11 protein-coding genes are annotated in these 11805 nt (G+C 50.9%); 8 read left to right on the top strand and 3 right to left on the bottom strand.

Annotated elements, in window-relative coordinates:
• Positions 1-9: 9 nt before the first annotated feature.
• Complete coding sequence (locus tag BV405_RS08325) at positions 10-762, bottom strand: fumarylacetoacetate hydrolase family protein (protein WP_086480408.1); 753 nt, start codon at positions 760-762, stop codon at positions 10-12.
• Between the two features lie 432 nt (positions 763-1194).
• Here BV405_RS08325 and hpaE point away from each other — a divergent pair, with 432 nt between their 5' ends.
• The 7 genes from hpaE to BV405_RS08290 all read left to right on the top strand — a co-directional run bounded on the left by hpaE (position 1195) and on the right by BV405_RS08290 (position 8763).
• Positions 1195-2658 carry a 5-carboxymethyl-2-hydroxymuconate semialdehyde dehydrogenase gene (gene hpaE / locus BV405_RS08320; RefSeq protein ID WP_086480407.1) on the top strand — a complete coding sequence of 488 codons (1464 nt, stop codon included), beginning with the start codon at positions 1195-1197 and terminating at the stop codon, positions 2656-2658.
• A 72-nt stretch (positions 2659-2730) separates the two neighbouring features.
• Positions 2731-3117 carry a 5-carboxymethyl-2-hydroxymuconate Delta-isomerase gene (locus BV405_RS08315; RefSeq protein WP_086480406.1) on the top strand — a complete coding sequence of 129 codons (387 nt, stop codon included), beginning with the start codon at positions 2731-2733 and terminating at the stop codon, positions 3115-3117.
• Between the two features lie 427 nt (positions 3118-3544).
• Positions 3545-4594, top strand: coding sequence for a TRAP transporter substrate-binding protein (locus BV405_RS08310; RefSeq protein ID WP_086480405.1), 1050 nt, complete (start codon positions 3545-3547; stop codon positions 4592-4594).
• A 12-nt stretch (positions 4595-4606) separates the two neighbouring features.
• A complete protein-coding gene (locus tag BV405_RS08305; protein ID WP_086480404.1) occupies positions 4607-5131 on the top strand; it encodes a TRAP transporter small permease in 525 nt (174 codons plus the stop codon).
• Positions 5132-5272: 141 nt separating this feature from the next.
• Positions 5273-6601 carry a TRAP transporter large permease gene (locus BV405_RS08300; RefSeq protein WP_086480403.1) on the top strand — a complete coding sequence of 443 codons (1329 nt, stop codon included), beginning with the start codon at positions 5273-5275 and terminating at the stop codon, positions 6599-6601.
• 171 nt (positions 6602-6772) lie between these two features.
• A complete protein-coding gene (locus BV405_RS08295; RefSeq protein ID WP_086480402.1) occupies positions 6773-7246 on the top strand; it encodes a universal stress protein in 474 nt (157 codons plus the stop codon).
• Between the two features lie 296 nt (positions 7247-7542).
• Positions 7543-8763, top strand: coding sequence for a multidrug effflux MFS transporter (locus tag BV405_RS08290; protein ID WP_176330087.1), 1221 nt, complete (start codon positions 7543-7545; stop codon positions 8761-8763).
• 14 nt (positions 8764-8777) lie between these two features.
• On the opposite strand, the gene BV405_RS08285 is transcribed toward BV405_RS08290, so the two are convergent.
• Positions 8778-9689: a LysR family transcriptional regulator gene (locus tag BV405_RS08285; RefSeq protein ID WP_086480400.1), complete on the bottom strand. Its 912-nt coding sequence runs from the start codon at positions 9687-9689 to the stop codon at positions 8778-8780.
• 297 nt (positions 9690-9986) lie between these two features.
• Between BV405_RS08285 and BV405_RS08280 the strand changes: the two genes are divergently transcribed.
• On the top strand, positions 9987-10421 hold the full coding sequence (locus BV405_RS08280) for an acyl-CoA thioesterase (RefSeq protein WP_086480399.1): 435 nt from the start codon (positions 9987-9989) through the stop codon (positions 10419-10421).
• 124 nt (positions 10422-10545) lie between these two features.
• On the opposite strand, the gene BV405_RS08275 is transcribed toward BV405_RS08280, so the two are convergent.
• Positions 10546-11580 (bottom strand): SapC family protein, encoded by a 1035-nt coding sequence (locus tag BV405_RS08275; protein WP_176330086.1) that lies wholly within the window; start codon positions 11578-11580, stop codon positions 10546-10548.
• Between the last annotated feature and the right edge of the window lie 225 nt (positions 11581-11805).

The raw sequence follows: 11805 nt of genomic DNA, 5'->3' as shown, positions 1-11805 counted from the left end.
GACTTCCCCTTAACCCAGCTCTGCTTCGTTGATGACAGTGTTTTCCAGTCGGCCGATAGAATCGATCTCGATGGCAACGGTATCACCGGCTTTCAGTGCCAGTTTTTCAGTACGCAGTGGTGTGCCGGCGATAATCAGGTCACCTTCCTGCAGCGTCATAAAGCTGCTCAGGTAGCTGACAACTTTTTGCAGGCTGTGAACCAGCTGATCGGTGCTGGTGCTGTGAACCAGTTCGTCGTTAATAAAGGTGTTGATCGCCAGTTTTTCCGGGCTGGATACATCTTCTTTATTAACCACCCAAGGGCCGATTGGGCAGAAACCATCACGGCACTTGGCTTTTACCGCAGGACGGTAGAAAGAACCTTCAGCCAGAGAGACTTCGTTCACGATGGTGTAACCGGCAACGTAATCCATAGCGCTCTCTTCAGAAACGCGTGTTGCCTGTTTGCCGATCACGATACCTACAGAAGGACCGGCATAGATGGTGGTGCCATCAGCTGGAGCAGGAATCGCCGCGCCATAACCGATATGGGTATTAGGGGTTTTGATGTGCAGTACCGGAGTTTTCGGCGGATTAACATGGGGCTTTTCGTTAAAAGCCTGCTCCAGGCTGGCGCAAAGCTCTTTGTCGTTCAGCGCGATGCCAAACACGGTGCCTGTGGTTGCAGGCAGCCATTGCTGTGACGTCATGTCCTGCTTTTGATTCGGGTCGATAGCCAGCTCAGTTGCTACGCCATCCTTCAGGATTCGGCTGTGCCTCATGGCGAAATCTCCAGATTCTTTGAATTCTTGTTGGATATGTGTGGATATGCAGATGGGTGTCTAGGCCAACTACTTTCTATGTTAACTAGTTTTGCGATTAAGGCTGGGAATGTCAATAACTTAATATGTTAATTAAATTTCTGATCCCGTGACCAGTTTCTGTTTGTTCCGTATTTATCTGCTCTGTGGAGCAGTTCTTGTCGTTTTTGCCTAAGAGTAGACTAAAGTTATCAGACCAATTTTAGTTTCAGGAGCAACTTCTGAGTTGACAATCGTTAATATGTTAAATAAATTGATTAATATGTTAAGTTGTTAGCTGGCAGGATGTGTTCAGACTCACTGCCGGAAAGAACAGCGGCTCACTCTTTACAGACAGGCGATCGGCTCACCAGAGCGGTCAGCTAAGTGCATACGGTAGGACGGAAAAGAACAATGATTAAGAACCTGATTAATGGCAAATGGGTAGAAAGCCCGGAAACTTTTGAAACCGTAAACCCGGCAACCGGTGAAGTTCTGGCTGAGGTTGCTCACGCGACACCTGAGCAGGTTGCAGCAGCAACTCAGGCGGCAAAAGATGCATTCCCTGCCTGGGCCAATATGCCGATTGCCAAGCGTTCTAAAATTATCGAAAAGCTGGGTGATCTGATCGGTCAGCACGTAGAAGAGATCGCTCAGCTGGAAACCGCTGATACCGGTCTGCCGATCTACCAGACTCAGAATGCGCTGATTCCACGTTCTTCCAACAACTTCTACTTCTTTGCTGAGAAGTCCCGTCAGATGAACGGTCACACCTATCCGATGGATGACCAGATGCTGAACTACACCCTGTATCAGCCAACAGGTGTATGTGCTCTGATCTCGCCATGGAACGTGCCTTTTATGACAGGTACCTGGAAAACAGCTCCTGCGCTGGCGCTGGGTAACACCGCTGTAATGAAACAGTCTGAGCTGTCGCCACTGTCTACTGATTTCCTGGGGCATCTGGCCCTGGAAGCCGGTGTTCCGGCAGGCGTATTCAACATCGTTCACGGTTTCGGCGGCACCACAGGTAACGCTCTGATCACTGACCCTAACATCAATGCGATCTCTTTCACCGGTGGCACCTCAACCGGTAAGCACATCATCGCAAATGCAGGCCTGAAGAAGTTCTCCATGGAGCTGGGCGGTAAGTCTCCGGTAATCATCTTTGATGACTGTGACTACGAGCGCGCTCTGGATGCTGCGGTATTCGGTATCTTCTCTATCAATGGTGAGCGTTGTACAGCAGGTTCCCGTCTGTTTGTTCAGGAAGGTATCTACGACAAGTTCTGTGAAGAGTTCGCAGCACGCGCTAACAAGATCAAGGTGGGTGATCCTACCGAGATGGACACCAAGGTTGGCTCTCTGATCAGTCAGGCGCACTGGGAGAAAGTAACCGGTTACATCAAGCTGGGTATCGAAGAGGGTGCGACCCTGATCGCAGGTGGCCCTGATAAGCCGGTTGATGAGCTGCCGGATCACCTGAAAGGCGGTCACTTCGTTCGTCCGACTGCATTCCGTGATGTGACCAACGATATGCGTATCGCCCGTGAAGAGATCTTCGGTCCTGTGGCGGTGATCATTCCGTTTAAAGACGAAGAAGATGTGATCCGCATGGCGAACGACAACGACTACGGCCTGGCGTCTTACCTGTGGACTCAGGATGTGGGCAAGGTGCATCGCATCGCTAACCGCATCGAAGCGGGCATGATGTTTGTTAACAGCCAGAACGTACGTGATCTGCGTACACCGTTCGGTGGTGTTAAAGCGTCCGGTACCGGTCGTGAAGGCGGTGATTACAGCTTCGAAGTGTTCTGTGAACCTAAGAACGTCTGCATCAGCATGGGCTCACACCACATCCCTAAATGGGGCGTGTGATTTTCTGATGGAATAAGCCGGAGTGCATTTAATGCACTCCGGTCGTGCTTTTAGCTGACACTGAGGTGATCTATGCCACATTTTATTGTGGAGTATTCCGATAATCTGCATGAGCAGCTTGATTTTCAGCCGCTGTTCAAAGCCCTGCACGAGTACGTGGTTTCTACCGGTGCGTTCCCGATCGGTGGTGTCCGTAGCCGTGCAATCCGTTGCTATGACTATCGTGTGGCGGATGGCCGCGATGAGTTTGCCTTTCTGAACCTGAATCTGAAGATCGGCCATGGCCGTGATATGGAGCTGAAAAAGCAGGTCGCGGAAAAGGTGTTTGAAATTCTGTGTGACTGGATGAAGCCGGTTACGGATAACGGCTACTGCCAGATCTCTTTTGAGATGACAGAGCTGGATCCAGTGCTCAAATTCAATAAGAACAACATCCATCCCCTTTTTGTGGGTAAGTGAGTGCTCGGCCCCGTGAATCCTCTGGGGCCTGAGCTTTGCGAATCAAATAGATACATAAATTTTATTTAGGATTCTCTTTTGGTATCGCAAAGAATGTTGTATCTTGGAAATCTGATCTAAGTCAGATTTTAAATTCGGGAGCTTTGATCTGTACCCTTGATGGTTGAAATTAGCACTGCTACGGCTTTTTCCTCCGGTATGGCTTCAGCTAACGAATTGAATTTGATACAGAAAATACTTTTCAGAGTTTTAAAGTGATTTAAAACTCGTTTCAGCAGGCAGAGATCTGCAGAGGCGTTCTGAAAATTAAGGTGTTCTTGGATTAAAAGGCACTAACAACGATAAGAAGAGTGAACTATGGCCTGCTCAACCCTACTGCACGGCTGGCCATAGGGCAAAACCTAAGCAGGAGACAACAATGACAATAATGAAGAAAACCTTCAAAAAAGCCCTGGTTGGTCTGACTTTAGGTGCCACTATGCTGGCCTCTAATGCAGCCTTTTCTGAAACCGTTCTGCGTGTAGGTACCTGGTTACCGCCAACTGCAGCTCAGAACGCTATCGTTTGGCCTACATGGGCTAAATGGGTAGAAGAGGCGACTGAAGGACGCGTAAAAATCAAAATCGAACAAGGTTTGGGTCACCCTAAAACCATGTTCCAGCTGGTTGAAGATGGTGTAATCGACGCATCTTTCAGCTATCACGGTTATGTACCGGGTCGTTTTAAACTGCCACAAGCGGTTGAGCAGCCTGGTCTGGGTGTAGGCGCTGAAGCTGCATCCGTTGCTCTCTGGAAAGTGTACAACAAGCACTTCAAACAGGCGGGCGAATTTGAAGGTCTGGAAGTTCTGGGTATGTTCACCCACGGTCCTGGCCTGATCCACTCCAAAGATCCAATCAACTCTCTTACTGACCTTGAAGGTAAGAAGATCCGTGTAGGTGGTGGTGTTCAGAGTGTTCTGGCTGAGCGTATGCACGTAACACCTGTAGGTGCTCCGGCTCCTAAAGTGTACGAAATGCTGCAGCAGGGCGTTATTGACGGCGTATTCATCCCTATGGGTGAGCAGAAGTCTCTGCGTCTGAACGAAGTAACTAACCACGTAACCGTTCTGCCTGGTGGTATGTACCTGGGTAGTTTCTCCATGTTCATCAACCCTGATTTCATGGAAGACCTGTCTGAGAAAGATCGTGAAGCGATCCGTCGCGTATCTGGTCTGCGTCTGTCTGCACTGGCAGGTAGCGCGTGGGACGGTGCTGACCTGGACGGCTACAAAGCTGCACAGGAAGCGGGCGTAAACGTGAAGCGTATCTCTAAAAACGACGCTATGTACAAAGAGTTCGTGAAACTGACCAAAGGTATGGATCAGGTTTGGATCGACTCTGTTGCAGATCGTGACGTTGATGCGAAAGCAGCACTGAAAGAGCTGCGTAAGATCGCTCACGACTACGAAGCCAACATGAAAACTGCCAGCAACTAAGTGGAGTAGTGTATGTCTCTCGCAATGCTTCCTAAGTGGGTGGCAGAGCACTACGAAGAAAAAGGGCCAGTCGTATGGCTGGCCTTTTTCCTTGAGGCCTGTGCGGCGGTAGTGTTGTTTGCTTTGATGGCTCTGACTTGCATGGACGTAATCGGGCGATATTTCTTCGATAATGCAGTTGATGGTGCCGTAGAGCTGACAGAAATTGGTCTGGCGGTGATTGTATTCGCCCAGATGCCGATTGTTACCTGGCGTGGTGGCCATGTTGTGGTTGATATTCTGGACAGCTTTATCAGCAACAAACTGATGCGCGTGCTGGGTTTGTTCTCTGCACTGCTGATGTCTGCCGGACTCTACTTCCTGGCGGAACGTATGTTCTACCTGGGTGGCCGTTCTCTGCGTCGTGGCGTGGTAACGGAGTACCTCGAAATACCTGTAGGTTATATCGTTCAGTACATCGCAGTTATGAGTTATGCCACTGCTGCACTGATGATCACCTATGGCGTTTATCGGATCATTATCGAAACCCGTGACTAAATCGAAATTCGTGGCTTTTTGAAACCCGTGGCTCGGCCCTGAGTTATCGTTTCATCGTCTGGTGCAGTTGCAGAGCTAACGGCTCTGTCTGCCACCGGTCAGGCTGAGTTTTGTCATCTGCGTTTTTTCCGGACCAAGTTTATGACTGTAGCACTTATCGGCTTTGCTATTCTGCTGGCGCTGATTGTAATCGTGCGAATCCCGATCGCCTTCGCGATGGGTTTTGTAGGGTTCTTCGGCTTCGCCTACCTGCAGGGGCTGGGCTTTGACAACTTCTTTGATTTCCGCTGGACCGGCGCTTTGTCTATGGCGTCGAACCGTGTTATTGACACTGCACAGGAGTACGGTCTGTCCGTTATTCCTCTGTTTATTCTGATGGGTAACCTGGTGACCAAATCCGGTCTGTCTCAGGAACTTTATCAGGCTTCTTATGCTTTCCTGGGTCATCGTAAAGGTGGTCTGTCCATGGCAACGGTTGTGGCCTGTGGTGGCTTCTCCGCGATCTGTGGTTCCTCTCTGGCGACCTCTGCAACCATGGCGAAGGTGGCAATGCCGCCAATGCGTAAATTTGGTTACTCCGACTCTCTGGCAACCGCGTCTATCGCAGCCGGTGGTACGCTGGGTATTCTGATTCCGCCAAGTGTGATTCTGGTGATCTACGGTCTGCTGACCGAATCCAGTATCCGTGAGCTGTTTGCGGCGGGTTTCCTGCCCGGTCTGCTGGGGATTCTGCTTTATCTGGCGGCGGTACGTTATATCGTATGGCGTAATCCTGAAGCCGGTCCTCCGGGGGAGAAAATGAGCTGGAGCGAGCGTTTCGCAGCACTGAAAGGTGTTTGGGGCGTGCTGGTTCTTTTCACCATCGTGATGGGCGGTATCTATCTGGGTGTCTTCACGCCAACTGAGGCGGCGGGTATCGGTGCTGGCGGTGCTTTCATTATCGCTCTGGCCCGTCGTTCCCTGACTCTGGGCTCCCTGTTCCATGCGATGACAGATACCGGTCGAACTACAGCGATGCTGTTTGGTGTTCTGATCGGTGCACTGGTGTTCTCTGACTTTATCAACCGTGCAGGTCTGCCGGATGCTCTTCTGGCGTTTGTGACCTCACTGGATGTTAGCCCGATGGGTGTGATTCTGGTGATTCTGGCGATCTACATCGTGCTGGGTATGGTGTTTGAGAGTCTGTCCATGATGCTGCTGACCGTGCCTATCTTCTACCCGCTGGTTCAGAGTCTGGGCTTCGATCTGGTTTGGTTCGGTATCGTGGTTGTGGTGGTAACTGAGATCAGTCTGATCACGCCGCCGGTGGGGATGAACGTCTTCGTGTTAAGTGCGGTTCTCCGGGATGTGAAACCGGGCACCATCTTCAAGGGCGTAACACCGTTCTGGATGGCCGATATCATCCGTCTGGCGCTGATCACCTTTATTGCTCAGATCGCCCTGTTCCTGCCGGAATTGCTGTATCGATAAGTGCACTTTACCGATAAGCGTGCTTTAGCGCCTGAACGCGAAAAGCATTTGTCTGAAGGTCATTTAACGGCCTTCAGCAAAGTTTTACAGAGCTAACAGAATAACAATGACAGGAGTGCGTTCAGAGGCGACCCACCTCTGAACCCTCCAAGCTGATAAGGAGGGTTAGCGATGCTGCCCGGTGTTACCCGAATTTTGTATGCCTCCGATATCCGTCCCGGTTCTCGTCCGGCTTTCCGTGCGGCCATGAGCCTGTGTGGTCACTATCAGTCTAAGATCACTTTTCTGCATGTGGTTGAGCCGGTAAGCGGCCACGCCGAGCGTCTGGTTCGTTCTATGATGAGCGATGATCCGAGCCTGAAAGCCCTGCACGATGAGAGTCTGCAGCATGTTCAGCAGCAGGTGGTTGAGCGTGTTGAGCGCTTCTGCCGTGAAGAGCTGGATGCTTCTGAGATGCTGGAAGAAGGTCAGCTGGAAGCTCGTGTTGAAGAAGGCACTCCCTGGAAAAAAATTCTGGAAGTTGCCGATGAGATCGATGCCTCTGTGATCGTCATGGGTGTCCGTCACCAGAACAGCCTGTTGGGTGATACACCGACTAAAGTGATGCATCACTGTCGTCGCCCGATTCTGACTGTGCCTTTATAAGGTCCTTTGTCAGAGCTTCACAACTGTGCCTGTGTGATGCTTTATCAAAGTGAGCTGATAACCGTGCCATCTGGCGGTTCTTGACTACTGTGCCGGTGTAAGAACTGCCATCACTTCCGTTACTGCCTGCTCTTCAGGCGGATAACAGCAACAAGGTTGATGCCCCTTGCGCAAGAGGTTTGCCATGTTGCTTTTTCACAGGGTTGAGTCGTCACGGCTCACCCTGTTTTTTCTTCTCTGACCGTTTCTGATGTTTTCCCGGGATGCCTGCCATCCGTGAAGAGGATTCATACTGCATGTCTGACCCAAAACACCCTATTTCAACTCAACAGGCTGCCGCTGTTCAGGCGACTACCGGGCTGCTGTTAATGCTCTCGGCGCTGACTGCTCTTGCACCCTTGGGAACGGATATTTATCTGTCTGCCATCCCGTTAATGGCAACAGACTTCAATGTCGTTGTGCATGAAGTTGAGATCTCCATCAGCTATTTTCTGGTGGGGCTTAGTCTGGGGCAGCTGTTGGGTGGCCCGCTGTCGGATCGGTTTGGTCGCCGTAAATTAGTGGTCAGTGGTCTTGGCATTTTTGCCCTGTCAAGCCTTGGCATCATGCTCTCTGACAGTCTGGTTCAGCTTTGGGTATTGCGCTTTCTGCAAGCCCTAGGTGGTGGTCTTGCGATGGTGAACAGCTCTGCCATTATCCGGGATCTAAGCTCCGGTAAAGCCGGGGCGGCAAACCTGATACGGGTGATGCAGGTGATGATGGTCGCCCCCCTTGCAGCACCCATTATCGGGATGCTGATTCTGCAGGTAAGTAACTGGAATACTATCTTTGGTTTTCTGCTGGTTTATGCCCTGATCCTGATGCTGCTGTTTTATAAGCATCTGCCGGAAACCAGTCCGATGAAAGCCAGTGGCAACCTGCTGGCGAACTACTTTGTTGTCATTCGAGAGCGCAGAGTCTGGGGTTTTATCACCTCGACCTGTGCGGCCTATGCCGGTTTACTGGGCTTTATTACTGCATCGCCCGGTGTGCTGATGGGCTACTTTGGCCTGTCTGAAACCGTTTATCCCTTTGTTTTCGGTTTTAATGTCGCAGCCATGGTGCTGATGAGTCGGGTCAATCTCAGGCTTTTAAGTCGTTTTGAATCCCGCCAGCTGATCGCTCTCGGTCAGGGGATGCAGCTTACCGCCAGTGCGTTGATGGTGATGTATATCCTGCTGGTGGATCAGCATTCCCTGTATGTGCTGATCCCTCTGACCATGCTCTTTATGGGCAGCCACAGCTTTGTGGTGGCAAACAGCATCTCCTGCACCACCGAACTCTTCCCGGAGCGGGCAGGCACTGCAACTGCACTGATTGCCGCTCTGGGCTTTCTTTCCGGAGGCCTCTCCGGCGGTATCATCGGTTATTTCGCCGATGGCACGCCGCTACCTATGGTGGCGATGTTGTTCACCGCCTGTGTGATCGGTATCAGTATTCGTGTGCTGAATGCCAAGACTCTTCCCGCTCGGGAATAACGCGGGTAGCAGCCTTAACGGCTCCGGTCATAAATGGTGTCGTAGACAAACTGGCGGAACCATTTATGCAATGGATCATGATGCATTCGGGCGTGCCAGAACATGGAGATCTCCATCGGCGGGATCTCGAAGGGTGGTTCCAGTACGCTGAATTTCTTCGGATCGACATAGCGACGGACAAATTTTGCAGGCAGGAGGATCACCATGTCGGTGGTAGCGATAATCTCCAGCGCGGCGAAGAAGTGAGGTACTCGTACGCTGATATTGCGTTTGTGTCCGCTTAGAGCCAGCAAGTCATCGATACCGCTGTTGCCGGTACCTGTCGGGCTGATCATCACGTGTTTCAGTTGCAGATAATCTTCCAGACTCATCCGGTCTTCGCAGGGATGACCTTTTCTCAGAACGGCAACGAACTTGTCCCGGGCGACGATACGCTGAAAGATATCCGCCGGTGGTTCTGTTGCACCGCCGATAATCAGATCGACCCGGTTTTGTTCCAGCTCAGTGAGTAGATTAGAGCGCCAGTCGACGGCGGTCAGACTAACACCGGGAGCAACATCATCCAGTGCCGGAACCAGTCTCGGTAACAGGCTATGGGTGCCGTAATCGGTCGTCGCCAGACGTATGCTGCCTTTATGGGTTGCCGGATTGAACTCTTCCGGCAGTAGCAGGGCGCTGGCGCTTTCCAGCAGGGCATTGAGCTGAGGTTGCAGCTTTTCCGCCCGGTTGGTCAGGGCGAGATGCTTACCGGACTTGACCAGTAAAGGGTCATCAAACATCTCCCGCAGTTTCGCCAGAGTCCGGCTGACGGCGGATTGGGTCAGGTTGAGCTGGTTAGCTGTCTGGGTAACGTGTTTTTCGTCCAGCAGCACTTTCAGGGTAACCAGTGCGTTCAGGTCGATCTTTTTCAGGGTTCGGATATCCATTCGCAGGCTCTTGTTTTTTGATTTTATTATTTTTATATCTTAATGATTCTAAGTCATGGCTTGAATCTGAATTATGAATTTAACTTATACCAAACATCGGGGCACAATGCTGCAACTGCGATTGGATCGATAACCTGATTTTGAATGTGATTGTGCCCTTAAGACACGAAGCATTTTTTGATCAGGGCTTCCCGAAGCTTTAATGGCCTTTGTCCCGGCCTGTTGCTTCTAATATCGGATTCAAAGATTTACTGCCCGCATCGGATTACGGATCTGAGTGCGGAGAAGGAGAGAGCAATGTCAGACGCTAAGGTTTTATTCCGCAAACAGATAGAAGTGCGCTGGAGTGACTGCGACTCCAACCAGCACATGCGCCACAGTGCCTACGCTGATTTTTGTGCCCATACCCGTGTGGGTTACATGATTAAGGTCGGCATGACTCAGGAATGGCTGAAAAAACAGGGGCTGGGGCCTGTGCTTTTTAAAGAGGAAACGGAATATTTTCGTGAGCTCTTTATGGGTGAAATGGTTGAGGTCACCGTTGAGATTGGCGAACCGACAGGCTCTGCCAAATCGGTTCAGCTGGTGAACAATATCTATCGTCAGAATGGCGATCTGGCTGCCCGACATAAGGCTGTCTTTGGCTGGTTTTCCATGACAGAGCGTAAGGTGGTCGAGCTGCCGGATGTGGTGAAACAGCACATGCTGGAAGAGCAGATCGAAAACGCCTGAGCTAAAAACAGCTCAAACTAAAAAGCCCGATGAAGGTCCTGACAAATGTTAGTCAGGTTTTCATCGGGCTTTTTAATGCATGTCAGAGTGTTAAACCCTGACCGTCCTTAGCGGTTTAAGACGCTTATTTCAGCCAGCTGTTCAGCGTTGCTGGTGAACGCTCAAGCCATGCCGCCATCTCTTTCAGGCTGTCAGCAGCTTTCGCTTCTGCAGCCAGTTGGTTACGGGCCTGAGTCAGCAGGTCGTTACGCTTACGGCTCTGCAGGTCGTCACGGCTAACCTCGAATTTGGCACAAGCGGCATCGATAATGCCATCGATACCGGCTGCGCTGTTTGCCGCAGCAGCTTTTGGCTCTGCTTTTTTAACGGGCTCTGTTTTCTTCTCAGAGGCTTTCTTCTCAGAGGCTTTCTTAGCAGGAGCTTTTTTCTCAGCTGCTTCTTTGGTCTCCGCCTTCTTAGCAGATGCCTTCTTCTCAGCCGCTTTTGGAGCGGCTTCTGCAGAGGCAGTCAGAGCGCCATTGATCGCTGGCAGCAGCGCCAGACTCTTAACATGGCAGTCCAGCAGGTGAGCCACTTCACCACTCAGCTGGGAACGGATCTCTTCAGAAACAGGCTCTTTCAGAACCAGATAGGTTTCCTGAGGCAGTGTCACGTTCTGGGCTACTGTAATCGGTGTCAGCAGGTTGAAGCGAACCAGCTCCATCATGCGCTGACCGGTCACGGAGAAGAAGCTCTGTGCCTTGTCCAGACCCTTGATTACATCATTCAGTTTACGGGTTGGTTTGCCCTTGGAGGTCAGCAGTTTCTGACCTTTGCCCTGAAAGTGTGGTGCCTGTGGATAGTAGGCCAGCTTGATATCACGCTGCTTCAGCATCCAGGTGAAAGGATACAGATCCAGCAGATCCGGCTGTTGTTTCAGGCTCCACTGACCTTTTTTGATCAGGTGTTCGCCGTTGCAGGTGAAAAGCGCAATGATCTCGATCGTACCGGTTGGGTTACGACGAAAAACCACAGGCAGGCTCTGAGACAGCTCTACGGCTTCTTTAATATGAACGGGCACTGAGGTCCATTGACTGGCAAAGCTCAGGTCGGGTTCTTCATGAAAGCGCAGATCATAATCATGATCCGGGGAAAACAAATCTACCGTTTGATTATTCATACTCATCATTTTTTATTGTTTCAGCTCTTATCCCAAGAGTGAAAAGCCTTTATCTGTGGGGTTTCAGTCCACCTTCAAGTACCTGTGACTGCGAGCTGCAGAGGTTTTATCGATCCGTTCTCAGGGAAAGTCCGGATCATTTCTGTCAGGCAGCCAAAAAGGATGGCGCGTATCTTACCAGCGTTAAGCAGCATGAACCAGTGATCGGCTGATTCGGTAAGTAAT

It is taken from the genome of Oceanospirillum sanctuarii (genome assembly GCF_002150805.1).
Taxonomy (GTDB): Bacteria; Pseudomonadota; Gammaproteobacteria; order Pseudomonadales; family Halomonadaceae; genus Oceanospirillum; species Oceanospirillum sanctuarii.
This window is presented reverse-complemented; position numbering and strand designations above follow the sequence as displayed.